Below are 23,303 nucleotides of genomic sequence, written 5' to 3' on the forward strand. Positions count from 1 at the left end.
TCACATATTGTGCAAAAAACGAGCGAAACATCTAGCATAATCATCTTTCTTCGAAGAAAATTGAGCACGGACTTGCACTTGTGTTCGTTGGCAAATAGAGTTAAAGGGTGAATGTTTGCCGCGGTGGCAATGTATTGGAACAACAGAGATAGTAATGATGCAGGATTTGCGTCTGATATTAATCGTTGTTGGCGCGATCGCCATAATAGCGTTGTTATTGCATGGTTTATGGACCAGCCGTAAAGAACGCTCTTCACTTTTTCGCGATCGCCCAGTTAAACGTCCGAAACAAGAACGTGTTGAAACCCCGATCGAGAGTCTCGATGAAGGGGTAGGAGAAGTGCGCGTCCGCACTGCTCATCCACAGGAGAAGCCTTCGTTTAGTCATATTGATGACGACGACGAAGACATGCCGGTTATTCAGCATACTGATACCAAACCGGCTCAGGTCAAGACGGAACCTCGTCACAAGCCTTTTGCTTCAGTGCCAACAGACTATGACGACCCTCTTTTGGGTGGGCTATCGGTTGAGCAACCACCGCATGCATCACAGCGTGATCCTTTGCTTGGATCGGTTGAAGAGTCGTATTCGCAACCGCGACACGCAGAGCCACAGCATGTGGCAGAACCTGCACCTCGTGTGGCACCACAACATGTGGAATCACAACCAGAGCCTGTCGCTCCGGCAGCAGAGGTGAAACCACAGAAACTGAAAGAGACCGTTTTGGTGCTGCATGTTGCTGCGCATCATGGTGGCGCTCTTGGCGGCGAGTTGCTGCTACAGAGTGTTCTTCAGTCTGGTTTCCAGTTTGGTGAGATGGGTATTTTCCATCGTCATCTTAGCCCGGCAGGCAGTGGCCCAGTATTATTCAGTTTGGCGAATATGGTAAAACCGGGTTCTTTCGACCCTGATACCATGTCTGATTTTTCAACGCCGGGTGTCTCAATGTTTATGATGGTGCCGTCTTATGGTGATGCCAATCAGAACTTTAAATTAATGCTGCAATCAGCCCAACGCATTGCTGATGATGTCGGTGGTGTAGTGTTGGATGATGATCGCCGCATGATGACCCCGCAGAAGCTGGAAACGTATAAGGCGCGTATCCGTGAAGTGCTGGATGCAAACGCTAGCGCCTGATAACGTTACCTCGCAATGAATCGAATTAACCCGAACCCCCGCATGCCGGGGGTTTTTTATCTTTGATGGTGAGCCATGGAATCGATAATTCAGCAAATTAATCAACTAAGAACCTCATTGCGCCATCACGAACATCTTTATCATGTGTTGGATGCCCCTGAGATCCCTGATGCTGAATATGACCGTTTGATGCAGCAATTACGTTCCCTGGAAGCACAACATCCTGAATTGATTACTCATGATTCACCGACACAGCGGGTTGGTGCCGCGCCGCTTGATGCATTTGAACAGGTTAGACACGAAGTGCCGATGTTATCTCTTGATAACGTTTTCGATGAAGAGAGCTACCTGGCTTTTGACAAACGGGTGCATGACCGGCTGAAAACCGCTGAACCGTTGACCTTCTGCTGTGAGCTGAAGCTCGATGGCCTGGCGGTCAGCCTATTGTATGAGAATGGTGAGTTAGTTAGAGCTGCTACCCGTGGTGACGGTACCACGGGTGAAAATATTACCGCGAATGTGCGTACCATCCGTGCCATTCCACTGCGCCTGCATGGGGAGAATATCCCACAGCGGGTGGAAGTTCGCGGTGAAGTCTTTATGCCACAAGCCGGTTTTGAGCAACTTAACGAAGAGGCGCGTCGCAAAGGCGGTAAAATTTTTGCCAATCCACGCAATGCTGCTGCCGGATCGTTACGTCAGCTCGACCCCCGCATCACCGCCAAACGGCCATTAATGTTCTTCTGTTATGGTTTGGGTTTACTCGATGGCGGTGAGCTTGCGCGCAGTCATATTCAGCGCCTGATGCAATTTAAAGCCTGGGGGCTGCCGGTCAGTAATCGAGTGAAGTTATGCACCGGTAGTGATGAGGTCATTGCCTTCTATCGTCAGGTAGAACAGGACCGTGCCAGTTTGGGGTTTGATATTGATGGCGTGGTTATCAAGGTTGATTCACTCGACTTGCAAGAAAGATTGGGGTTTGTAGCACGCGCTCCCCGTTGGGCTACGGCGTTTAAATTTCAGGCGCAGGAACAGATAACTCAAGTTCGCGACGTGGAGTTTCAGGTGGGGCGCACCGGTGCTATCACCCCGGTCGCACGTCTGGAACCGGTGCAGGTGGCTGGCGTGGTTGTCAGTAATGCGACACTGCATAACGCCGATGAAATTGAGCGTCTTGGTATCCGTATTGGCGATACCGTCATTATTCGCCGTGCTGGAGATGTGATCCCACAAGTGGTTGGTGTGGTGATGGAACAACGCCCGCAGGATACCAAAGAGATAGTTTTCCCGGAGCACTGCCCGGTATGTGGTTCTGATATCGAGCGGGTAGAAGGTGAGGCGGTTGCCCGCTGCACCGGTGGCCTGTTCTGTGCAGCGCAGCGTAAAGAGGCGTTGAAGCATTTTGTCTCGCGCCGGGCGTTGGATGTGGACGGAATGGGTGACAAGATTATCGAGCAACTGGTAGAGAAGCAGTATGTCGAGAACCCTGCGGATCTATTTGAGCTGACCGCAGGCAAGCTGACCGGTTTAGATCGGATGGGGCCAAAATCGGCGCAAAATCTGATTGCGGCGCTAGAAAAGGCGAAGCAAACGACGTTTGCCCGCTTCCTGTATGCTTTGGGTATTCGTGAGGTAGGGGAGGCGACAGCGGCTAATTTAGCGGCTCATTTTCGCACTCTGACTAATTTGCGCGCGGCAGATATCGATGCATTAAAAAGTGTGCCAGATGTCGGGGAAGTGGTAGCCAGGCACGTGCGGAATTTCCTCGGTGAAGAACACAATCAGAAAGTGATCGCGGCGCTGGAGAAAGTAATCAGTTGGCCGGAACCTCAGCAAATTATTGCCGAAGAGATTGATAGCCCCTTTGCTGGGAAAACAGTGGTGTTGACGGGTTCACTGACCATTCTCTCACGGGACGAAGCGAAAGATCGTCTGGCTGCTTTAGGTGCCAAAGTGAGTGGCAGTGTTTCCAAAAAAACGGATCTGGTTATTGCTGGTGAGGCGGCTGGCTCAAAACTGGCGAAAGCGCAGGAGCTTGGGATTACAGTCATTGATGAAGCGGAAATGATTCGTCTGCTGGGTGAATAGTGGTAACGCCAGAGGGCTGTATGGAAAAAGAGAATTTGATTGAGATTGCCAATACCCGGATGCCGTTTGGTAAATACCAAGGGCGGGTATTAATCGACTTACCTGAAGAGTACCTGCTCTGGTTCGCCCGCAAAGGGGAATTCCCACCAGGCAAGTTAGGTATGTTGATGGAGCTGACGCTGACCATTAAAATCGAGGGATTGGATGGTTTGGTAAAACCCCTCAATCGTGGTTGATTTTACTTTCTAAAACAGGGCGATAGCCGTTATGTTGCCATCGCCCTATCACTGTTTAACCGAATATCAATGTTATTAAATATAAACGTCAATCTGGTTCTGTGCGGAAGGGCGGTTTACTCCATCACCGGCGGGCGCAGTTGCCGCATTGTTGTCACCTTCTTTGGTTTTATCCGCTTCCTTGGCCTGAATACGGGCAAGCTCAGCTTGCAGCGCTGCAATTTGACTCTGAATCTGTTGCTGCTGCTTTTGTAATTCATCTGCAGTCAAACCGGAATCTTTTAAGGTACTTAATTTTTCGGTCAGTTTTTGGATCTGCTGATTAATGGATTTAATTTGTGCCGCCGCACTGCTGTCAGAAGAGCTACTGCTGCTCACTGACACGGATGCTGCAGAGATAGTATTCGACATCATTATTCCTTAGTAAAACCTGGATGGAGTAATGCTTATCGACGGGAGGATATTAACCTTTAACTTTTGAGGGCTGCTTTACACAATCTTATCACTTGCTTATCACTTGGTTGTTTTTTTAAACGCCACCACACGGTTCTGAAACGTTAAATTACCAAACGTAGTTCAGGCCAATGTTGCAGCCAACCTTTGCTATTTACCCGTTGGTAGTAGGTATCGACCTCACCGTTTTTCGGGTTCAAGGTGATCGTTCGGGTAAACAGTGCGCCCAAACCCAGTGGAGCCACCAGCTCAATATCGCCGCTCGCATTGAGCCTGGCACCGATTGCTGTTTCTACTTCAACCCAGTAGCTAATAGCATCGTCGGTACTGGTATAAGGTTGGCGACCCCTATACAGGTGCATTCTGGCTTGATTTTTTACTGACCAGGGGAAGGAGAGATGCTGAGCCGCACTCTTTTGCTGTAGCTGCGCTTCTCGCTGTAAGTCATGCTGCTCGTGGGCATGTTGCTTATCGAAATAGACTAAATCGATGTCATTGAGCGCGGTCGCTAACGGGTACCCGTGCAATTGATCCCACACCAGATTACGCACAAATCCTGCCGCCAGACACCACTGCTTTAACCCGAGCTCTCGGGCAATCGACAAAGCCTGCATACGATGAGGGTCAGCCTGTAGCCATTGTATGATTTGTTGCTGCTGATTCATGCCTATTTCCACCGTAATCAATACCTTTGATTAGTTCGCAGGATAACAGAGATAAATGACAAAGAGTGAGGGAGGCTTGCGCGAGAAAGCAAAAAACCGGCCATAAGCCGGTTTTTTAAAGAGTGGTGGAGCTAGACGGGATCGAACCGTCGACCTCTTGCATGCCATGCAAGCGCTCTCCCAGCTGAGCTATAGCCCCACAAATGTGGTTGTTCGTACTGACTTATCTATGATGCCACCCTTTTCTGGCCTGATGATGCAATCAAACAAGAAAATTTGGTGGAGCTAGACGGGATCGAACCGTCGACCTCTTGCATGCCATGCAAGCGCTCTCCCAGCTGAGCTATAGCCCCAATGTGCACATAATAAATCGTGTGAACGGGGCGCATGATATGAAACCACTGAAACAGTGTCAACGGCTAATTCGATTTCTCGCGTTAAGCGCTGAAAAAGCCGCCAAATCAGCGGGTAAATAGCATTAAATATTAAATGTCGCTCACACTATCTAACGAATAATAATAAAAAGGCGGCCTGAATAGCCGCCTGATTGAACGCACAATAACCGTATTATTGTTGTGCTTCGCGCTCGCTGATAAAGGCTAATGCTTTATCAATACGTGCCAGTGAGCGTGCCTGACCGATAGCATGGACAGTGACATCCATTCCTGGCGATTGACCCGCACCAGTGACTGCGACACGCAGCGGCATCCCCACTTTACCCATACCTACACCTAACTCATCAGCCGTGCCCTGAATCGCGTTGTGAACGTTTTCAGTGGTCCAGGCGGTGATGGCGGCGAGTTTGGCTTTAACTGCTTCAAGTGGCTGGCGGGCCACTGGGCGCAAATGTTTTTTAGCCGCATCAGCATCGAACTCGTCAAATTCTTCGTAAAAGTAACGGCAGGACTCGGCCATCTCTTTCAGCGTTTTGCAGCGCTCACCTAGCAGTTTTACGATTTCAACTAACTCAGGGCCATTACGGGTATCAAGCCCCAGTTGTTCAACATGCCATGACAGGTGAACAGCAACATGCTCTGGTGGCAGGCTATTGATATAGTGATGATTCAACCACTGTAATTTTTCAGTATTGAATGCACTGGCTGACTTACTGACTGCATCGAGGGTAAACAGCTCGGTCATCTCGGCCACAGAGAAAATCTCCTGATCACCATGAGACCAACCCAAACGCACCAAATAGTTCAGTAGTGCCTCTGGCAGATAGCCGTCATCGCGGTATTGCATAACACCAACAGCCCCGTGGCGTTTCGACAGTTTTTTACCGTCATCACCCAGAATCATTGATACATGAGCATACTCAGGCACTGGCGCGCCTAATGCTTTCAGAATATTAATCTGGCGCGGTGTATTGTTGATATGGTCTTCACCACGGATAACATGGGTGATTTCCATATCCCAGTCATCGATGACGACACAGAAGTTATAGGTTGGTGAACCATCGGTACGGCGGATGATTAAGTCATCCAGTTCCTGATTGCTGAATTCAATAGGGCCACGGATTTTGTCGTCGAAAATGACTGAACCTTCCTGCGGGTTGCGAAAACGCACCACTGATGGCTCATCAGCGCCATGAGTGCACTGGCTATCGCGGCAACGACCATCGTAGCGAGGTTTCTCGCCATTGGCCATTTGGGTTTCACGCAACTCTTCCAAGCGCTCTTTAGAACAATAGCAGCGATAAGCGGTGCCCTTTTCCAACATTTGGTCAATCACCGCATTGTAGCGATCGAACCGTTTGGTTTGAAAATACGGGCCTTCATCCCAATCCAGATTCAACCAGTTCATACCGTCCATAATAGCGTCGATAGCTTCCTGAGTTGAGCGCTCAAGATCGGTATCTTCAATGCGCAGAACAAATTCACCACCTAAATGACGGGTGAACAGCCAGGAATACAATGCGGTGCGTGCGCCACCTACATGGAGATAGCCGGTAGGACTGGGTGCAAAACGGGTTTTGATCTTCATTGGAATCGATGCCTTATTACGCTACGCCGGTCAGCAAAAGCTGACAGTTGCTCGAAATTTGAAAAAGTAGGCGACATTCTACCACCCTGTAGTAATTCCTCAACGATGTTACCGGTATGCAATTGATGATATCCCTGTCATCTTTCAAATTGCAGGTGTGTTGGCCGCACTCACTCACCCGAATCACATCCTTGGGTAAGCTCATCGGGTTCATTTGTTTGCCGCCGTCCTGCACCTTGAAATATTTTGGGGATCATTTAATAAAGGTTCATAGCGGCGATAAATATCGCATCCTGTTTAAATTTGCGGCGAACGATTGTTTTCGTTTTAAAAACCGTTGACTCACTTCGAACTATCCCTATAATGCGACTCCAACAACACGGCGGGGCGATTAGCTCAGTTGGTAGAGCATCTCCTTTACACGGAGGGGGTCATCAGTTCGAATCTGGTATCGCCCACCAAACTCGACGTGTTATGCAATAAATGAGATAGATGAGGGCGATTAGCTCAGTTGGTAGAGCATCTCCTTTACACGGAGGGGGTCATCAGTTCGAATCTGGTATCGCCCACCACTCATCACTCATTGTTAAAAGTATTAAGATTCAAGGTAGTAGAAGTGGGCGATTAGCTCAGTTGGTAGAGCATCTCCTTTACACGGAGGGGGTCATCAGTTCGAATCTGGTATCGCCCACCACTTCTTTTACTTCGTATTACCATATAATGGGTCGTTAGCTCAGTTGGCAGAATAGTTACTTTTAATCAATTGGTTAAAGGTTCGAGCCGAGCGAAGCGAGACAGCAACGCGTAAGCGTTGACCCGAAGGGCGAATCCGCAGGATGAGTAATCCCGCATGACTCGTGTTAAAAATGTCGAATAAATCTATATAATGGGTCGTTAGCTCAGTTGGTAGAGCAGTTGACTTTTAATCAATTGGTCGCAGGTTCGAATCCCGCACGACCCACCATTATATCAAGTACCGTATTAACTCCCCCAGATCTAAAAACTCAAAAACTACACGAAATCGTGTGGGTGAGACCCTGCGTTCAGGTTCGAGCCGAGCGAAGCGAGACAGCAACGCGCGAGCGTTGACCCGAAGGGCGAGGTCAGAGACCGAGTAATCCCGCACGACCCACCATTATATCAAGTACCGTATTAACTCCCCCAGATCTAAAAACTCAAAAACTACACGAAATCGTGTGGGTGAGACCCTGCGTTCAGGTTCGAGCCGAGCGAAGCGAGACAGCAACGCGCGAGCGTTGACCCGAAGGGCGAGGTCAGAGACCGAGTAATCCCGCACGACCCACCATTATATCAAGTACTGTATTAACTTCCCCAGATTTAAAAACTCAAAAACTACACGAAATCGTGTGGGTGAGACCCTGCGTTCAGGTTCGAGCCGAGCGAAGCGAGACAGCAACGCGCGAGCGTTGACCCGAAGGGCGAGGTCAGAGACCGAGTAATCCCGCACGACCCACCATTATATCAAGTACCGTATTAACTTCCCCAGATCTAAAAACTCAAAAACTACACGAAATCGTGTGGGTGAGACCCTGCGTTCAGGTTCGAGCCGAGCGAAGCGAGACAGCAACGCGCGAGCGTTGACCCGAAGGGCGAGGTCAGAGACCGAGTAATCCCGCACGACCCACCATTATATTTACTACCTCACTTAGAACGCCATCTATTGCTTATTAACGGGCATATCACATCAGTCGCGGCATTAAACTTACCCACTAAAGTTGTCCAGCCTTTGATTACTCAAAGAGTCATCATCCGTGTAAATAGTCCGGGTATGAATCGCAGGTATAAAAAAAGGCGCCGTAGCGCCTCTTTAGAGATTTTTTTCTGATACTTAGAGTACCAGGCCCGCAATAGAGGCGGACAGCACACTGACCAGCGTAGAGCCGTATAACAGCTTCAAGCCAAAGCGTGAAACCACATTCCCTTGGTGCTCATTCAAACCTTTAATCGCACCGGCTACGATACCAATAGAGGAGAAGTTAGCGAATGAAACCAGGAACACTGACAGAATACCCACGCTGCGTGGCGACAGTTCTGATGCCACTTTCTGCAAGTCCATCATTGCCACGAATTCGTTAGATACCAGTTTGGTTGCCATGATGCCACCAACTTGTAAGGCTTCATGAGTCGGTACGCCCATCACCCAGGCAAACGGGAAGAAGACATAGCCCAAGATACCCTGGAAGCTGATACCGAACAGCAAGCTAAATAAGGCATTCATCGCAGAAATTAACGCGATAAAACCAATCAGCATGGCTGCAACGATGATAGCAACTTTGAAACCGGCCAGAATGTACTCACCCAGCATTTCAAAGAAGCTTTGGCCTTCGTGCAAGTTGCTTAGTTGCAACTCTTCCTCGTCCTCTGCTTTATACGGGTTGATCAATGACAACACGATAAAGGTACTGAACATGTTAAGTACTAGCGCCGCAACCACAAACTTCGCGTCCAGCATTGACATATATGCACCCACGATTGACATAGAAACTGTCGACATCGCGGTTGCTGCCATGGTGTACATGCGTTTTTCAGACATTTTGCCCAAAATGTCTTTATAGGCGATGAAGTTTTCAGATTGACCCAGAATCAGTGAGCTGACGGCGTTGAATGATTCCAGCTTACCCATGCCGTTAACTTTAGACAGCAAAGTACCAATGATACGAATAACGACGGGGAGAACTTTGATATATTGCAGAATACCAATCAGAGCAGAAATAAAGACGATAGGGCACAGCACTCTCAGGAAGAAGAACGCCAAACCTTTATCACCCATATTGCCAAAGACAAAGTCGGTACCGTTGGCGGCAAATCCAAGCAACTTGTCGAATAAACCGGCGAATCCTTTCACAAAACCCAATCCAGCTTCCGAATGGAGGAAGAAGTACGCCAACAACACTTCAATTACCAGCAATTGAATAACAAACCGAATGCGGATGCTTTTACGATCCTTACAGATCGCCAGAGCTAATATGGCCACCACGACTAAGGCCAACGCAAACTGCAGAATATGGGACATGTGTGCTCCAAATTTGAGGCAGGCTAGATTTCGGTGGACATTTTATGTAACGGCTACATTAAAAACGAGATGTAGGCAGCAAATATAGAAATTCACTTGCACTAATGCAAACGAATTAGTGGAGTGGATCACAAAAAATAGGATGTTAATAATTTGCTACGGAAGTAGTTTAAATATGCTAGGTTGATCAATTGTAGTCATTCGTTACGAAAAGGGCGATGGAACATTTAACCCAACTTTTCAGAAAGCTACCACGGATGATTGCTACACGGCTGATTATACGGTGTTAGCTATCAGAGAGATAAGTTCTACCACGCCAAGTGCGCTTGATAATTATTATCATTTAGATATTATTATTGATAAGAAAGTAGACGTAAGTTTTCAAGGGTAATACTGAATGCTGAATAGCCGTGCTGTCGATACATCCCGCCGTACATCAAGGAGGATAAAACTCTCCCTGATGGGGCCTGCTTTTATCGCGGCCATCGGTTATATCGACCCCGGTAACTTCGCAACCAATATTCAGGCGGGGGCCTCTTTCGGTTATACCTTATTGTGGGTGGTGGTTTGGGCCAACATCATGGCTATGTTGATCCAATTACTGTCCGCTAAACTCGGTATTGCCACTGGTAAAAATCTGGCTGAGCATATCCGTGATCGTTTTCCACGGCCTGCGGTATGGGCCTACTGGGTACAAGCCGAAATCATCGCCATGGCCACGGATCTGGCCGAGTTTATTGGGGCGGCAATCGGGTTTAAATTACTGCTAGGTGTGACCCTGCTTGAAGGTGCTGTCCTGACCGGCATTGCCACTTTCCTGATTCTTATGCTGCAAAAGCGTGGGCAAAAACCTCTCGAACTGGTTATCGGTGGGTTGCTGTTATTTGTAGCGGCGGCTTATATTGTCGAACTTATTTTCTCCCGACCAGAACTGGCGGCGTTGGGTCGCGGTATGTTGGTTCCTGACTTGCCTAACCGTGACGCGGTGTTTCTAGCGGCCGGGGTATTAGGTGCCACGATTATGCCGCATGTTATTTATCTGCATTCATCCTTGACGCAAACGGCGGGAGAAAACTCCAAGGCTTCTCGTTATGCTGCGACTAAATTGGATGTGGCGATTGCCATGACAATTGCCGGTTTTGTGAATCTGGCTATGATGGCAACGGCGGCGGCGGCTTTCCATTTCAATGGTTATGGCAGTATTGCTGAAATCGAGCAAGCGTACCTCACACTACAACCCCTGTTAGGTAATGCCGCAGCCACTATTTTTGGTTTGAGTCTGGTTGCCGCTGGGTTGTCATCGACAGTGGTGGGGACCTTGGCAGGGCAGGTCGTCATGCAAGGCTTTGTCCGGTTTTATATCCCTATCTGGGTGCGACGCTCGGTCACGATGTTGCCTTCCTTTATTGTCATTCTGGCGGGTATGGATGCAACACGGATCTTGGTGATGAGCCAGGTACTGCTGAGTTTTGGTATTGCGTTGGCGTTAGTTCCATTGCTGGTCTTTACTGGCAATAAAGAATTGATGGGAGAGATGGTTAACTCAAAATTGATTCAGATTTTGGGGAAGATGATTGTGTTAGTGGTGGTTGGATTAAATGCTTATCTGTTGATTAGCTTGCTCTAACTTCTTCATACTGGCGGATCGATAGCCAATCATCCGCCAGAAGCTTTTTTAATTAGTCATCATCATGATGGCGGTCATGCCCTTTCCCTCGATGATGTTTCTTGCCGTGGTTGTCATAATGTTTATCGTGTTTCTGATAGCGCCCTTCACGGTAATAATAGTTCTTTTGCCACCAGTCTCTGTTTTGCCAGCGGTGCCCATCCCAGTAATGTCCATGGCGATTTCGTTCGCCTAAATCCCGCCCCTGATGATCCTGCCACCATCGTTGATCGCGCCAGTCATAACCATCCCAATAATTGCCACGGCGATCTTGCTCACCGATCTGCAATGAAACACTGGGGAGTAGCTCAATACTTTCGGCATTTGCCATAGGAACGAGAGGAAACCAGGCTAATATCGTTACTAATAACAGTGGTCTTAACGCAATAGGTCTAAATATCGTTGGTTTCAAAACATCCACTTTTGACATGATTTATCCTTGCGCAGCTTTATTGGCTATGGCCTATCTTAAACTGCGGTTCGGCAACTGTGATTCAGATAAAACTGTAAAATAAAAAATTGAGATTTATCTGTAATAATGATGGATTAGGGGCACCGGAGTGCCCCTGTTGGGGACTTTGGAGAGAGCGTTTACACCAGAATATCTTCAATACGTTTGATTTCTTCGGTGCTGAAATCAGTGTTGGCTAGCATACCAACCGCGTCGTCAATCTGGCTGATTTTGCTGGCACCAATCAGTGCTGAAGTCACCCGCCCGCCACGTAATACCCAGGCTAAAGACATCTGTGACAACTTCTGACCGCGTTCGTGGGCCAATGCGTTCAACTGGCCCACCTTGGCCAGTTTTTCTGCGGTAAGCTGCTCGGGATTAAGGAATTTACTGCCACTGGCAGCCCTTGAGTCCTGCGGAATACCCGCCAAATAGCGATCCGTCAATACGCCGCCTGCCAGCGGAGAAAAGGCAATAGATCCTACGCCATACTCATCCAAAGTATCTTGCAGCCCGGTTTCAATCCAGCGTTCGAACATAGAGTATTTAGGCTGATGAATCAGGCAAGGCGTACCGAGATTTGCCAGAATTTCACAGGCCTGACGGGCTTGCGCCGCTGGATAGTTGGACAACCCGATATACAACGCTTTACCTTGGCGCACCAGCAGGTCCAATGCGGCCATGGTTTCTTCCAATGGTGTATTAGGATCCGGGCGATGGTGGTAGAAAATATCTACATAATCTAGCCCCATACGTTGTAGGCTTTGGTTGATACTGGCTACCAGATATTTCTTCGAACCCCAGTCACCATAAGGGCCGGGCCACATGGTGTATCCCGCTTTGGAAGAGATAATCAGTTCATCACGATAGGGGCGCAGGTCTTGTTGCAGGATGCGGCCAAAGTTCAGCTCGGCTGAACCGGGCGGCGGGCCATAGTTATTGGCTAAATCAAAATGGGTGATACCACTATCGAAAGCGCGATGCACTAAATTGCGGCTATTTTCGTACAGCGTGCTGTCACCAAAGTTATGCCACAGGCCAAGAGAAATTGCCGGAAGCATTAATCCACTACGACCACAACGATGATACTTCATCTCTTGATAACGGGAGGAAGCTGCCTGATAGACCATGATGACCCTTATTAACGAGAGTAAACGACAGTTTAGTGTATGCGTTTTCACCGACGACGTAAGCTAACGGGATCACAAGATAAGGCGGAGAAAGGGATGTCAGAAAATAATTACAGTGGTAGCTAATTAGGCATCTGGTTTATCGATACCATTACGACCGGTTAATTGGTCTAACAACCAATAGCCCGCTGGCCCCGGTGGGCTTTTTTTCGACCAAACCGCATCAATAGAGATCATTTTAGGCCAACCAATGGTGGGCAACGCGACCAGTTTTTGACGGCTGTATTGCTCCACCAGCCAGCGTGGCAAAATCGCCCAGCCGAAGCCTTGCTCCGCCATTTCTAACAACATTAAGTAGCTGGGGGCAGACCACATTAGCCCTTGCGACTGGTTGCGCTCAGTACGATTGTAAGTATTGAGGCAAAGTTGCCGGGCGGTAGCCAGTTGTTCGGGGTGAACCTGAGGGAGCTTTGCCAGCGCATGACCCTGCTGCACGAATATAGCCATTTCAGTCTGTGCGGCTAATCGGCTGGCCGCAATATCCGGTGGATAGTACGACTGAACTTCTACTACACCGATATGCGCTCGCCGTAGTTGCAGCAGGTCAATGACGTCGCCCTCTTCGGCAATCAGGCACTCAAATTCGATATCAGGGTAACGCTGCTCAAAGCGACGTAGTAAGTCCTCATGATGTGTTGGTTGATAAGTATCAGAAAGGACAAAAGTCAGTCGGGTTTCAACCTGACCTGCCAGACGTATTGATAGATTATCCAGCCGTTCGCTGGCCGCCAGAATTTCCTGCACATGGGATAGCACCCGGCGACCATGGTCAGTTAATACCGGTTGGCGCGCCTGGCGGTCAAATAAGGTCAAACCCAGATCGGCTTCCAGATTGGCGATGGCGGTGCTGATAGTTGATTGGCTTTTGCGTAGCTTACGGGCTGCCGCGGAGAAGGACCCAAGGGCTGCGGCTTCAACAAATGCAATTAAGGCTTCGGGAGAATAATGCATAAACTATCTATTTTATCGATGGGTTCTATTTTTAATCTATCTTAAAAAACGATGATAATCACCTCTAACAATCTGTCATCAGTTAATTTAAGTAGGTGTTTTATGCAAGTTCATCACCGATCTCTCTTGGAGCGGATTATTCATGCCGTTGGGTTTGAAGTGATTGCCGTTGCCATTTGTGCGCCCGTCGGCGCATGGTTACTGGATCGCTCCATACTGCAAATGGGAACATTGGCCTTGATCCTCTCCTCAGTGGCAATGCTGTGGAATATTGTTTACAACAGTCTGTTCGACCACTTCTGGCCAGTCAGTCGGGTAGCAAAGACTCTGCTCGTGCGGGTACTCCATGCGCTGGGCTTCGAGGGTGGTTTTATCCTGATAGGCTTACCTATCGCGGCTTTCACGTTGGGTGTTTCGCTATTACAGGCATTTATGTTGGAGATCGGTTTCTTCTTGTTCTTCCTGCCTTACACCGTATGTTACAACTGGGCCTATGACAGCCTGCGGATGCGGGTTATCCGCTCGCGCCAGCTTGCGACATTGCAGCCGGTTTCTGAGGAAGGGCGCAATTCACGCTAAATATTTACGTCATTTTTCACCTTCAGCAGCGGTATTTTGCTGTTGCTGAAACGTTTTTATGTGATCTTTATCGCAAAGCGAAAGGGTTTAGCGCATTGATATTGTTGTTTCTCCAGCCTGATTTTACAGTGGACATAGTTGAAGTTAAGCATCCCTGTAACGGAGAAGTTTCTGATGACAAGCTATGCCCTGGTGGGTGACGTTGGCGGCACTAATGCCCGTTTGGCGCTTTGCGCTGTGGCGACGGGCGAAATATCACAAGCAAAAACATATTCAGGGTTGGAATTCGACAGTCTGGAAGATGTCATTAAGCAATATCTGTCAGAGCATACAGTCACCGTAAAGGATGCCTGTATCGCTATTGCTTGCCCGATTACCGGGGATTGGGTGGCGATGACCAATCATACTTGGGCATTTTCTATTGCAGCTATGCAGCAAAGCCTGGGGTTGGATCATCTGGAGGTGATCAACGATTTTACGGCAGTATCGATGGCGATTCCGGTGTTGTCCGAACAGGATGTGTTGCAATTTGGTGGCACAACGCCTCAAGCGGGTAAACCAGTGGCAGTTTATGGTGCAGGTACTGGGCTGGGTGTGGCCCATTTAGTTAATGTGGACCGCCGTTGGATTAGCTTACCGGGAGAGGGCGGTCATGTGGACTTCGCCCCGAACAGCGAAGAAGAAGACTCTATTTTGGCGGTATTGCGTCAGGAACTGGGCCATGTCTCTGCCGAGCGAGTACTTTCCGGGCCGGGGTTGGTTAATTTATACCGAGCTATCGTGATTTCTGATGCACGCCTACCGGAACATCTGGCACCGAAAGATATTACTGAACGCGCTCTGGCGGATAGCTGTACTGACTGCCGCCGCGCCTTATCACTGTTTTGTGTGATTATGGGCCGTTTTGGCGGCAATCTGGCATTGAATCTCAGCACTTTTGGCGGCGTTTATATTGCTGGCGGTATCGTGCCACGCTTTATGGATTTCTTTACAGCTTCGGGCTTTCGCAGTGCTTTTGAAGATAAAGGCCGTTTCAAAGATTTCCTGCAAGATATTCCTGTTTATATGATTACCCATCAGCAACCAGGTTTGCTGGGGGCGGGCGCTTACTTGCGTCAGACATTAGGACATGAATTATAAGGTTTTTGTTCGCTATCGCTGAAATATGAAAGCAGAGCCAAGGCTCTGCTTTTTTACATCATTGCTTTAAACCAGCCCCCATACTTTACAAACTCTGGCTGAGTTGTATTAGTTATGGTGGGCCGTGTCACCCTCTATTAGGCATGGCTACGGGCAGTTACGCCCGCTGTTGCGGTTGGTGTACTTTCAGTCTCGGTTGCTGCACCTTTTGGCGGTTTGATTATCAACGTCAGCAGCAAGGAAAGTACTGACAGCACCGCGATAACCATAAAGGTCGCCTGATATCCACCCAGTTGTGCGGCAATAAACGAACCTGCCAGAGCCCCAAAACCAAACCCTTGATAGATGACACCGTAGTTTTTACTGTGATTTTTCAGACCGAAGAAGTCGCCGACAATCGCCGGGAACACTGTAATATTGCCGCCGAAGCAGAAGGCTATCGCCCCGACACACAAGAAGAACAGCGCATGAGTCAGTGGAACAAAACTCAACACGGATACCGCTAATGTGGTGACCAGCAAGGTGAAGCTGATTACGCGCAAACGGCCCACTTTGTCTGATAGTGCGCCAAGGATAATGCGCCCGGCGGTATTAAAGATGGCAATGGCTGAAACGGTGTTGGCTGCCGTCACCAAGTCCATTCCTGCCAGTTGTACGCCTAAATCTCTCACGATACCAATCAGATATAAGCCACTCATACATGCGGTGAAGAAGATGATAAATAAGAAGTAAGACTCTTTAACCGCCAGCATCTCTTTGACACTAAAATCACGCCCGGCACGGGCGGTTTGCAGGCTGTTATTGACCTGTGGTGCCACCGCTTTTTCTTGTAGCAGGAAAGAGCCAGCCCCTACTAATACCATCACGATGAGGCCCCAGTAGAAGAATGCCAGCGACACTCCTTGGTTGGCAATCAGACTGGCATTTACATATTTGAACAATAAGCTGCCGGTACCAAATGCCCCCACTGAAATACCGGAAATCAGCCCTTTACGTTCCGGGAACCATTTGATCAGATTCGACAGGGTGGTGATGTAGGCGGTGCCATCGGCGAAACCGACCACGATACCAGCCAATAGATAAATCATTCCTAATGATGTGGCAAAAGAGCTGGCAATCAGGCCCAAACCAAGAATGATACCGGAAAGTAACGTCAGTTTACGGATACCGATGCGCTCTTGCAGGCGGCCAGCAAACAGTGTGGCAATAGCGAGAGAAAAACTGGTAATGGAAAATGTGGTTGCAACTGCCCCTAACGACCAACTGAACTTCTCTCCCAGTGGCTGATTAAATAAGCTCCAGGTATAGATAGTTCCCAACCCCATTTGAACAATGATGGTACCCGCAACAATTAGCCAACGATTTACCGGTTTACTGCTCATGCCGGACTCCTTAAACATCAATGCAATGTGGCCCGAATATGGCTATTGCGAACATAACAATGATTTGCAATCGCGTCGGAAGCCAAAGATTACGCGCTGATGGGGCACCGGAAATCTTGTCTTGAGGTGTTATCAGCCCGCCGAATGAAACCAGTATACGGGCGGGCTAATCACTATAGATCGAAAGGGGAATGAGCTGCATTCCACGCGGAATGAAATGCATTTAAAGACGCATCAGTTGCCTGAATTCTTTTATCTTGCTGCGGCTGACAGGGACTTCAAAGTCCAAATCACTGAGCCGCAGAATATAGGTATTATTAAACCACGGCACAATTTCACGGATTTTGGCTAAATTGACACAATAGGAGCGATGGCAGCGGAAGAAGTACTCCTCCGGTAGGCGGCTGAAAAATTCAGTAATATTCATCGGCATAATGAATTCTTCGCGCCGAGTATAGACCAACGTGACCTTTTCCTGTGCTGCGGCATAATAGATATCATTGATGTCAGTGACGATAATGCGCTCATCTTTCATCAAATTGATGGTATGCGCCGCAGAACGGTGGTTGGTACTGCTGGTCTGTTCTCTATTTTGGTGCTCACGCTTATGCAGCGCTTCGAGTTTTTGCAGCATAGTGACAATACGAGACTCATGATAAGGCTTTAAAATATAGTCAAATGCTTCAATTTCAAAGGCTTCAACGGCATGCTCTTTATAGGCTGTGATAAAGATAATATAAGGCTTATGGGCAAATTTACTGATGTTCTGTGCCAATAACACGCCATCCAATGATGGAATATTGATATCGAGAAAAATAGCATCGACCTGATGGTTTTGCAGGTATTTAAGCACATCCAGCCCATCGTCAAAGGTTGCCTCAATGGTGATGTTGCTGTGCTGGCGAATCAGGTAACTCAACTCTTCTTGAGCCAGAAACTCATCTTCAACAATGATTGCTTTCACGGATTAGACTCCGGCTGGAATATGGGGGTCAGCATGGATTTTGCCGCCATTTTTGCTGATATAAAAAGAGATCTCGGTGCCCGGTTCCATGCGGCGTATCTGTAAACCTTCCCCATACAGTAACTTCACCCGATGATGCACATTGAGTAAACCAATTTTATTGCCCGGCATTTCATTATTCGCCACGCGCTCAATTGTCTCTGGGTTAATACCATTACCGGTGTCTTTTACGGAAATTTTTATTTGGTCGCCACTGTCTTTAACCGCAATGACCACCACACCTTTACCACGACACGGCTGAATGCCATGCACAATGGCATTTTCAACCAAGGGTTGAATTAACAAGCTGGGTATTTTCAGCGCAATATCGTCGTCAATATCATAAATCACAGTTAACTTGCTGCCGAAGCGGGCCTGCTCGATGGCGATATAATCCTGAATTTGATGTAGTTCTTTGCGAATATCAATCTGTTCGTCATTCAGCTCAAGGTTATAACGCAGATAACGGGATAAATTGATGATCAATTGGCGCGCGGTATCTGGATTAATACGAATTGAGGACGAGATAGCATTCAAGGCATTAAATAAGAAGTGCGGGTTAATTTTACTTTGTAGTGCGCGCATTTCCGCTTTATTTGCCATTTCACGCAGTTGTTCTATACGGGAGACTTCAATCTGGGTTGAGATAATTTGTGACAAGCCGACCGCCATCACTTTCAGTGAATAGGTAATTTTATGTGCATGGCAATAGTAGATCTTCAGTGAGCCAGTGACTTCACCTTTTTCCCATAACGGAATAATGATGAGGGAGTGAATTTGTGGCGTGCGATGGACTTCATCATTATTGCGGATAGTAATCTTCCCACACTGAATGCTCTCTTTGGTAATATCACTGATGATCTCATGACCGATATTATAGGCTTCAACGCCCACCCCCACATAAGCCAAAATATGTTGGGTGTCGGTAATGGCGACAGCATCTGCCTTAATATCGGTGCGAATAATCTCACACACACTGCGCAGTGATTCGCCGTTGATATTGCGAAAATAGGGCAAGGTTTTATTGGCGATATCCAGTGCCAGTTTTGCTTGCCGCGCGGCAATAACCTCTTTTTCATCTTCGACACTCTGTACCAGCAGGACAATTAACCCGATACAAACCGCCCCTAAGATCATAGGAATGGCGATTTTAGACACAATATCAATACCTAATGCGGTCGGCCTGGCCCAAATAATCACCAATAGCATGGTGAGTGACTCACAAATCATGCCTGCCAGAATACCGATACTCCATTGCCGCTCTTTCTTTATTTTCAGATTTATATAGCCGGACATCAGGCCGGCTATAATGCTGGTAATCAGACAGGGGATTGATGTAATTCCATCAATATCAATTAAATATCGGTGAGAGCCGGCGATAAGTCCGGTAATGATACCTACCCACGGGCCAAATAAAATACCGCCAGACATGACAGCAATAACCCGAACATTCACTAATGAACCTTCGACGTTAATACCGGAATAAGTACCAAAAATAGCGAACAACGAGAAGATAGCGGTTACCGCTGCCAGTTCCAGTGGTGTGTGCTTCTCTTTTTGCAATAACTGACGAAACAGGTGGGTGCGGGTCAGAAAGAATAAACAAATCAACATTAATGCGGCACGATCAAACACCGCCAGTAGCATTTCAAATATCTGGTGCACACTATTTTCTCTTGGCGACAGCCTTGAATCTTAGTTTGGGACCATCAGATTCGGCGGCGAATAAGCGGCTAACTATAAGGAAAATGACCGGCAACTGCCACTTTATCCGCGTTATCCGGTAAATCGATGCGGCGGATTGCAGGGGAGTCTGCTGGCGGGTCGCGCCAGCAGAGATAACGTTGAGGAGATTATTTATATTGTTCTTATTGGCAGAGAAACACGGGATTGATAGGAATGTTATTCAGCCATACCCAACTGTTGTTTGCCGAGGGTGGTTAGGTTATCGGCGGTGGCTCTGCCACTGAAATCCACCTCGAAATCATCGGCGGCAAAGTCTGGTGGTGAGCGGCCATCAATAAAACTGGCTAACTGGCGTGGCAGGTATGCGGCGTTCTTGTCGCACCATGGCGCCGCCGCGATATACATGACGTTGCTGTCAAACTCACCATTATGCTCATTTTCCACTGAGTGAATCACGTCGCAATGCCAGAATACCGTATCACCTGCTTCCAAATCTGGAATAGGGGAAATGGCTTCCATTAAAAGAGGATGCCACTGCTCAGAGGCGGATAAAGCGCGCCCTGGTGCTGCACCGCACAGATCATCGTCAGCAACATCATCTTGTAATGCGCGCAGCAGGATATAGGCCATGGCATTAGCGATCGGGATAACATTCAGCGTCCCCGCATGGGTTCGCTGTGGTGTCAGGGCCGTCCAGCCTTGGAAGGTACGGAACATCGAGCACACTGCCGGTGAGGGGAATTCGCGCACTTGTGGGCGGCCTTCAGCGGCGAATGGGTCATACTTCTGCCAGTCACCCGAGAACACGTGGCGGTACACATGACGGAAGTTCTCATCCAACCAGCGCTCTATGGAGCCACCATCAACGTGGGGTGATAGGCCCAGTGACGATGATTTTGGCGGGCGGCGACGGGTCCGGTCGGCATAAGTCACCACCCGGTTAGCATCAAAATGTTGCTTGCCGTTACTCTCGGTTTGCCACAGATTATTTAAGAATACCTGCACCGCATTCATGCGCTGATCCTGGCGAGCCTCAACCTGCGGTGTTGACCAGTAAATTCCGTAAATTTGCGGTTTGCTGGCAGCCAGCGTACCGAAATAGTTATCTTCCGCAGCATTTTTCAGGCGTTCGACGAAATTATTACGTTCGAGATAGTTACCGATTTCACGGTTCCACGCTGCTGCTTTTTCCGTTGGGAATACACCGAGAATGGCACAGCATCCTCGTTGTTTTATTTGTGCTTTTTGTTCTTCAGTGACGTTACCATTGATAATATCATCGGCATGAATTTGGGGAACAGGGTTCTCACCCTGCGCCAAACTACGGCGGATTTCGGTGACTTGCTGGCGAATATTCTCTTCCACGGCTTGGAAGACCTGCTGATAATCAGGCAGCGCCTGACGTAATTGCTGCTTCACCGCTTTGATTGCTGCGGGAATATCGTTTATTTGTAATGAAGCCATAATACTGATTCTCCGATAGCTGTAGGGGAGGGCCGTGGTAATGGCGCGCGCGATGCTGACCATTTGTTTGTTTTTTGTTATCTTGAAGTGAACATTATTTAAGTAAAATGGAGAAGAATAAAGGGATGAGGTTATGGAAAAATTTCCTCTTTAATATTCTGCGTTCTGTTTATGGCTAACATCTTCAATTCGAGGGAAAAATGTCACCAGTGATCCCGATGTTCAGTAGCTCGCCGATTTCTCTGAGAACACCACAGTTGGTGCTCGAGAGCCTCAAAGAGCAGGATTGGCCGCTGTTTTTACGCTTATACCAAGATCCTGTGGTTCAGCGTTATATGGCAGATCCGATGGATATGGCCGAGATTCGTGAGCGTTTTGAATCACGTTTAACCCCTTGGGAAAAGACCTCCAACCATTGGCTATGTCTGGTGGTTCGTGAACGCGCCAGCGGGCAGAGCATGGGGCTTACCGGCTTTTTGGCTGAATGGTTGCCGTTACAGCAAGCTGAAGTGGGTTATGCCATGTTACCGTCCTGCCAGGGCAAAGGTTTTGCCAAAGAATCCTTGTTGGCTGTATTGGCGTTTGGTTTCCAGCAATGTCAGTTTCATAAAATGAAAGCCACGGTTACTGTGGGCAACCATGCTTCACGCGGGTTACTGGAACGCTGTGGTTTTCAGTTGGAAGGGACGTTGCGTGATAATTATCAACTTGGCGGGCAATGGTGTGATGACTGGGTATTAGGGATGCTGGCGAGTGAGTTTGATTCTCAGTAACTTCTCCGATGAGTTAGATATTTGTTACCAGCCACTCGACAGCCCTTTAGCGCTGGGATATGTTCATAAACAGACCATCTGATGGTCAGCGTCGCTCGGACGGTCCGGGCGCTAACGTATCCTCGAGGAAATTATGGCTGAACTCCCTGCTAAGCGTCGTTTTACCCGTATTGATCGCCTGCCCCCTTATGTTTTCAATATTACCGCTGAGTTGAAAATGGCGGCCCGCCGTCGCGGTGAAGATATTATTGATTTCAGTATGGGTAATCCCGATGGTCCGACACCACCCCATATCGTTGAGAAAATGTGCAGTGTCGCGCAACGTGAAGACACCCACGGCTACTCAACCTCTCGGGGTATACCGCGGCTGCGTAGGGCCATTTCCAACTGGTACGCCGAGCGTTACCAAGTGGATATTGATCCTGAAACTGAAGCTATTGTCACTATCGGTTCGAAAGAGGGGCTGGCTCATCTGATGCTGGCGACACTGGACCACGGTGATACAGTATTGGTGCCGAATCCTAGCTACCCGATTCATATTTATGGTGCGGTGATTGCAGGGGCGCAAGTTCGCTCGGTCCCATTGACCGAGGGCATTGATTTCTTCTGTGAATTGGAACGTGCGATTCGTGAAACCATTCCTAAACCGAAAATGATGATCCTCGGCTTCCCGTCTAACCCTACAGCACAATGTGTGGAGCTAGAATTTTTTGAACGGGTGGTGGCGTTAGCGAAGCAATACGACGTGCTGGTGGTGCATGACTTGGCCTATGCCGACATTGTATATGATGGTTGGAAAGCGCCGTCAATCATGCAAGTGCCTGGGGCAAAAGACATTGCGGTTGAGTTTTTCACCTTATCCAAAAGCTACAATATGGCCGGTTGGCGTATTGGTTTTATGGTGGGTAACCCGGAATTGGTTAATGCGCTGGCTCGCATCAAAAGCTATCACGACTATGGCACTTTTACTCCGTTGCAGGTGGCGGCAATTGCTGCCTTGGAAGGGGACCAACAGTGTGTTCGTGATATCGCTGAAAAATACCGCCAGCGGCGTAACGTGTTGGTACGTGGGTTGCATGAGGCTGGTTGGATGGTTGAAAACCCCAAAGCGTCGATGTATGTCTGGGCGAAAATCCCAGAGCCTTACGCCCATTTAGGCTCACTCGAGTTTGCCAAGCGCCTGTTGTCTGAGGCAAAAGTCTGCGTTTCGCCGGGGATAGGATTCGGTGATTACGGTGATACTCATGTCCGTTTCGCCTTGATTGAGAATCAGGACCGGATCCGTCAGGCGGTGCGCGGAATTAAGAGTATGTTTCGTACTGATGGTTTGCTGAAACCGAGTAAAGCGGTTTCAGGTGACGGTATCTAACCCCGCGCTTACCATCAACTAAATAGCTAACTCTCTATTCTGATCGGCGACC

At 48.4% G+C, this 23,303-nt stretch carries 19 protein-coding genes, 6 tRNA genes and 5 other RNA genes; 17 read left to right on the forward strand and 13 right to left on the reverse strand.

Annotated features, from left to right (window positions below):
• Positions 1-154: 154 nt before the first annotated feature.
• From zipA to V1955_RS05820, 3 genes are all read left to right on the forward strand, one after another.
• The gene (zipA, locus tag V1955_RS05810; protein WP_442820629.1) at positions 155-1,138 is read left to right on the forward strand and encodes a cell division protein ZipA; all 984 of its coding nucleotides are present in this window, start codon (positions 155-157) and stop codon (positions 1,136-1,138) included.
• A gap of 75 nt (positions 1,139-1,213) precedes the next feature.
• On the forward strand, positions 1,214-3,226 hold the full coding sequence (gene ligA / locus V1955_RS05815; protein ID WP_442820630.1) for an NAD-dependent DNA ligase LigA: 2,013 nt from the start codon (positions 1,214-1,216) through the stop codon (positions 3,224-3,226).
• A 20-nt stretch (positions 3,227-3,246) separates the two neighbouring features.
• Positions 3,247-3,462: a DUF3820 family protein gene (locus V1955_RS05820; protein WP_442820631.1), complete on the forward strand. Its 216-nt coding sequence runs from the start codon at positions 3,247-3,249 to the stop codon at positions 3,460-3,462.
• A gap of 75 nt (positions 3,463-3,537) precedes the next feature.
• Here the strand turns inward: V1955_RS05820 and V1955_RS05825 are convergent, their stop codons facing one another.
• From V1955_RS05825 to gltX, 5 genes are all read right to left on the reverse strand, one after another.
• Positions 3,538-3,873 carry a FlxA-like family protein gene (locus tag V1955_RS05825; RefSeq protein WP_083163444.1) on the reverse strand — a complete coding sequence of 112 codons (336 nt, stop codon included), beginning with the start codon at positions 3,871-3,873 and terminating at the stop codon, positions 3,538-3,540.
• 146 nt (positions 3,874-4,019) lie between these two features.
• Positions 4,020-4,580, reverse strand: a complete 561-nt coding sequence (locus V1955_RS05830; protein ID WP_083163446.1) for a nucleotidyltransferase family protein — start codon at positions 4,578-4,580, stop codon at positions 4,020-4,022.
• Between the two features lie 123 nt (positions 4,581-4,703).
• Positions 4,704-4,779, reverse strand: a tRNA-Ala gene (locus V1955_RS05835).
• Positions 4,780-4,857: 78 nt separating this feature from the next.
• Positions 4,858-4,933 (reverse strand) — tRNA-Ala (locus V1955_RS05840).
• A gap of 214 nt (positions 4,934-5,147) precedes the next feature.
• A complete protein-coding gene (gene gltX, locus V1955_RS05845) occupies positions 5,148-6,563 on the reverse strand; it encodes a glutamate--tRNA ligase (RefSeq protein WP_372569428.1) in 1,416 nt (471 codons plus the stop codon).
• Between the two features lie 385 nt (positions 6,564-6,948).
• Between gltX and V1955_RS05850 the strand changes: the two genes are divergently transcribed.
• The 9 genes from V1955_RS05850 (at position 6,949) to V1955_RS05890 (ending at position 8,211) form a co-directional block, all read left to right on the forward strand.
• Positions 6,949-7,024: transfer RNA gene (locus V1955_RS05850), tRNA-Val, on the forward strand.
• Between the two features lie 35 nt (positions 7,025-7,059).
• Positions 7,060-7,135, forward strand: a tRNA-Val gene (locus V1955_RS05855).
• A 46-nt stretch (positions 7,136-7,181) separates the two neighbouring features.
• Positions 7,182-7,257 (forward strand) — tRNA-Val (locus tag V1955_RS05860).
• Positions 7,258-7,316: 59 nt separating this feature from the next.
• A non-coding RNA gene (locus V1955_RS05865) (RtT sRNA) lies at positions 7,317-7,408 on the forward strand.
• A 43-nt stretch (positions 7,409-7,451) separates the two neighbouring features.
• Positions 7,452-7,527: transfer RNA gene (locus tag V1955_RS05870), tRNA-Lys, on the forward strand.
• Positions 7,528-7,572: 45 nt separating this feature from the next.
• Positions 7,573-7,698: non-coding RNA, RtT sRNA (locus V1955_RS05875), on the forward strand.
• Between the two features lie 45 nt (positions 7,699-7,743).
• Positions 7,744-7,869, forward strand: a non-coding RNA gene (locus V1955_RS05880) — RtT sRNA.
• 45 nt (positions 7,870-7,914) lie between these two features.
• A non-coding RNA gene (locus V1955_RS05885) (RtT sRNA) lies at positions 7,915-8,040 on the forward strand.
• Positions 8,041-8,085: 45 nt separating this feature from the next.
• Positions 8,086-8,211: non-coding RNA, RtT sRNA (locus tag V1955_RS05890), on the forward strand.
• Positions 8,212-8,412: 201 nt separating this feature from the next.
• Here the strand turns inward: V1955_RS05890 and V1955_RS05895 are convergent.
• The gene (locus tag V1955_RS05895) at positions 8,413-9,597 is read right to left on the reverse strand and encodes a NupC/NupG family nucleoside CNT transporter (protein ID WP_083163451.1); all 1,185 of its coding nucleotides are present in this window, start codon (positions 9,595-9,597) and stop codon (positions 8,413-8,415) included.
• A gap of 397 nt (positions 9,598-9,994) precedes the next feature.
• On the opposite strand from V1955_RS05895, the gene V1955_RS05900 reads away from it, so the two are divergent.
• On the forward strand, positions 9,995-11,224 hold the full coding sequence (locus V1955_RS05900) for an Nramp family divalent metal transporter (protein ID WP_420073378.1): 1,230 nt from the start codon (positions 9,995-9,997) through the stop codon (positions 11,222-11,224).
• 52 nt (positions 11,225-11,276) lie between these two features.
• Here the strand turns inward: V1955_RS05900 and V1955_RS05905 are convergent, their stop codons facing one another.
• The 3 genes from V1955_RS05905 to V1955_RS05915 form a co-directional block, all read right to left on the reverse strand.
• Complete coding sequence (locus V1955_RS05905) at positions 11,277-11,693, reverse strand: DUF2502 domain-containing protein (RefSeq protein ID WP_372569427.1); 417 nt, start codon at positions 11,691-11,693, stop codon at positions 11,277-11,279.
• Positions 11,694-11,854: 161 nt separating this feature from the next.
• On the reverse strand, positions 11,855-12,844 hold the full coding sequence (locus V1955_RS05910) for an aldo/keto reductase (RefSeq protein WP_442820632.1): 990 nt from the start codon (positions 12,842-12,844) through the stop codon (positions 11,855-11,857).
• Between the two features lie 126 nt (positions 12,845-12,970).
• Entirely contained in the window at positions 12,971-13,855 is an 885-nt protein-coding gene (locus tag V1955_RS05915) for a LysR family transcriptional regulator (RefSeq protein WP_083163462.1), read from the reverse strand.
• A gap of 102 nt (positions 13,856-13,957) precedes the next feature.
• Here V1955_RS05915 and V1955_RS05920 point away from each other — a divergent pair, with 102 nt between their 5' ends.
• The gene (locus V1955_RS05920; RefSeq protein WP_083163464.1) at positions 13,958-14,434 is read left to right on the forward strand and encodes a multidrug/biocide efflux PACE transporter; all 477 of its coding nucleotides are present in this window, start codon (positions 13,958-13,960) and stop codon (positions 14,432-14,434) included.
• 174 nt (positions 14,435-14,608) lie between these two features.
• Positions 14,609-15,574 (forward strand): glucokinase, encoded by a 966-nt coding sequence (glk, locus tag V1955_RS05925; protein WP_442820633.1) that lies wholly within the window; start codon positions 14,609-14,611, stop codon positions 15,572-15,574.
• Between the two features lie 137 nt (positions 15,575-15,711).
• Here the strand turns inward: glk and V1955_RS05930 are convergent, their stop codons facing one another.
• From V1955_RS05930 to V1955_RS05945, 4 genes are all read right to left on the reverse strand, one after another.
• Complete coding sequence (locus V1955_RS05930; protein ID WP_442820634.1) at positions 15,712-16,956, reverse strand: L-lactate MFS transporter; 1,245 nt, start codon at positions 16,954-16,956, stop codon at positions 15,712-15,714.
• 223 nt (positions 16,957-17,179) lie between these two features.
• A complete protein-coding gene (locus V1955_RS05935) occupies positions 17,180-17,920 on the reverse strand; it encodes a LytR/AlgR family response regulator transcription factor (protein ID WP_083163471.1) in 741 nt (246 codons plus the stop codon).
• 3 nt (positions 17,921-17,923) lie between these two features.
• A complete protein-coding gene (locus V1955_RS05940) occupies positions 17,924-19,624 on the reverse strand; it encodes a sensor histidine kinase (RefSeq protein WP_083163474.1) in 1,701 nt (566 codons plus the stop codon).
• A 237-nt stretch (positions 19,625-19,861) separates the two neighbouring features.
• Positions 19,862-21,109 carry a DUF1479 domain-containing protein gene (locus tag V1955_RS05945; RefSeq protein ID WP_372569425.1) on the reverse strand — a complete coding sequence of 416 codons (1,248 nt, stop codon included), beginning with the start codon at positions 21,107-21,109 and terminating at the stop codon, positions 19,862-19,864.
• A gap of 260 nt (positions 21,110-21,369) precedes the next feature.
• Here V1955_RS05945 and V1955_RS05950 point away from each other — a divergent pair, with 260 nt between their 5' ends.
• Both V1955_RS05950 and alaC read left to right on the forward strand, forming a co-directional pair.
• The gene (locus V1955_RS05950) at positions 21,370-21,882 is read left to right on the forward strand and encodes a GNAT family N-acetyltransferase (RefSeq protein WP_193784875.1); all 513 of its coding nucleotides are present in this window, start codon (positions 21,370-21,372) and stop codon (positions 21,880-21,882) included.
• 133 nt (positions 21,883-22,015) lie between these two features.
• Entirely contained in the window at positions 22,016-23,251 is a 1,236-nt protein-coding gene (gene alaC, locus V1955_RS05955) for an alanine transaminase (RefSeq protein ID WP_083163481.1), read from the forward strand.
• The last annotated feature ends 52 nt before the right edge of the window (positions 23,252-23,303 follow it).

Source organism: Yersinia sp. 2545 StPb PI, assembly GCF_052217125.1.
Lineage (GTDB): Bacteria > Pseudomonadota > Gammaproteobacteria > Enterobacterales > Enterobacteriaceae > Yersinia > Yersinia enterocolitica_E.

Excerpts from the sequence above, each read along its gene's own strand:
- zipA (WP_442820629.1), top strand. The coding sequence starts at position 155 with ATGATGCAGGATTTGCGTCTGATATTAATCGTTGTTGGCGCGATCGCC.
- ligA (WP_442820630.1), top strand. The coding sequence starts at position 1,214 with ATGGAATCGATAATTCAGCAAATTAATCAACTAAGAACCTCATTGCGC.
- V1955_RS05820 (WP_442820631.1), top strand. The coding sequence starts at position 3,247 with ATGGAAAAAGAGAATTTGATTGAGATTGCCAATACCCGGATGCCGTTT.
- V1955_RS05825 (WP_083163444.1), bottom strand. The coding sequence starts at position 3,873 with ATGTCGAATACTATCTCTGCAGCATCCGTGTCAGTGAGCAGCAGTAGC.
- V1955_RS05830 (WP_083163446.1), bottom strand. The coding sequence starts at position 4,580 with ATGAATCAGCAGCAACAAATCATACAATGGCTACAGGCTGACCCTCAT.
- gltX (WP_372569428.1), bottom strand. The coding sequence starts at position 6,563 with ATGAAGATCAAAACCCGTTTTGCACCCAGTCCTACCGGCTATCTCCAT.
- V1955_RS05895 (WP_083163451.1), bottom strand. The coding sequence starts at position 9,597 with ATGTCCCATATTCTGCAGTTTGCGTTGGCCTTAGTCGTGGTGGCCATA.
- V1955_RS05900 (WP_420073378.1), top strand. The coding sequence starts at position 9,995 with ATGCTGAATAGCCGTGCTGTCGATACATCCCGCCGTACATCAAGGAGG.
- V1955_RS05905 (WP_372569427.1), bottom strand. The coding sequence starts at position 11,693 with ATGTCAAAAGTGGATGTTTTGAAACCAACGATATTTAGACCTATTGCG.
- V1955_RS05910 (WP_442820632.1), bottom strand. The coding sequence starts at position 12,844 with ATGGTCTATCAGGCAGCTTCCTCCCGTTATCAAGAGATGAAGTATCAT.
- V1955_RS05915 (WP_083163462.1), bottom strand. The coding sequence starts at position 13,855 with ATGCATTATTCTCCCGAAGCCTTAATTGCATTTGTTGAAGCCGCAGCC.
- V1955_RS05920 (WP_083163464.1), top strand. The coding sequence starts at position 13,958 with ATGCAAGTTCATCACCGATCTCTCTTGGAGCGGATTATTCATGCCGTT.
- glk (WP_442820633.1), top strand. The coding sequence starts at position 14,609 with ATGACAAGCTATGCCCTGGTGGGTGACGTTGGCGGCACTAATGCCCGT.
- V1955_RS05930 (WP_442820634.1), bottom strand. The coding sequence starts at position 16,956 with ATGAGCAGTAAACCGGTAAATCGTTGGCTAATTGTTGCGGGTACCATC.
- V1955_RS05945 (WP_372569425.1), bottom strand. The coding sequence starts at position 21,109 with ATGGCTTCATTACAAATAAACGATATTCCCGCAGCAATCAAAGCGGTG.
- alaC (WP_083163481.1), top strand. The coding sequence starts at position 22,016 with ATGGCTGAACTCCCTGCTAAGCGTCGTTTTACCCGTATTGATCGCCTG.